Annotated in this window: 1 pseudogene; it reads left to right on the top strand. The window is 23.8% G+C overall.

Features of this window, described 5'->3' with window-relative positions:
- Nucleotides 1-67 precede the first annotated feature (67 nt).
- Nucleotides 68-441 (top strand): annotated as a pseudogene (locus tag U881_RS13320) (hypothetical protein); the annotation flags it as partial.

Genomic DNA, 441 nt, shown 5'->3' on the forward strand with positions numbered 1-441 from the left:
AAAAAACATCTAAGTATACTTTTATCAAATAATTTTATTTTTCACTTTAAGCTTTATAATTATAGCAATGTTTAAACTTAATTTTTTCATAAAAACTAAAAATAACTCTCTCATCACACCATTAAATATTAATCCTGATGAATTCATTCTACTTGGTTCCAACTTAATACAATCTTTTAATATTAAATATAAATTACTAGGAATCCTAATCACAACTGGAATTCCTCTTTCTCACTTAAATCACAAAAATATCTTAGTTAGACAAACTAACAACAAAAATATCATTATTTATAAATCAAATAATGGTTTAGAACTCACAAAATATACTTTAACTGATTCTAACATTGTCGCTAATGCTATCAGAAGTTTGCCAGACAGTAACATACTTCCAATACAAGCATGGAAATTAAATAAGTATCTATACAAATTCTTCAAATTCAA

Source organism: Borrelia persica No12 (assembly GCF_000500045.1).
GTDB classification, from domain to species: Bacteria; Spirochaetota; Spirochaetia; order Borreliales; family Borreliaceae; genus Borrelia; species Borrelia persica.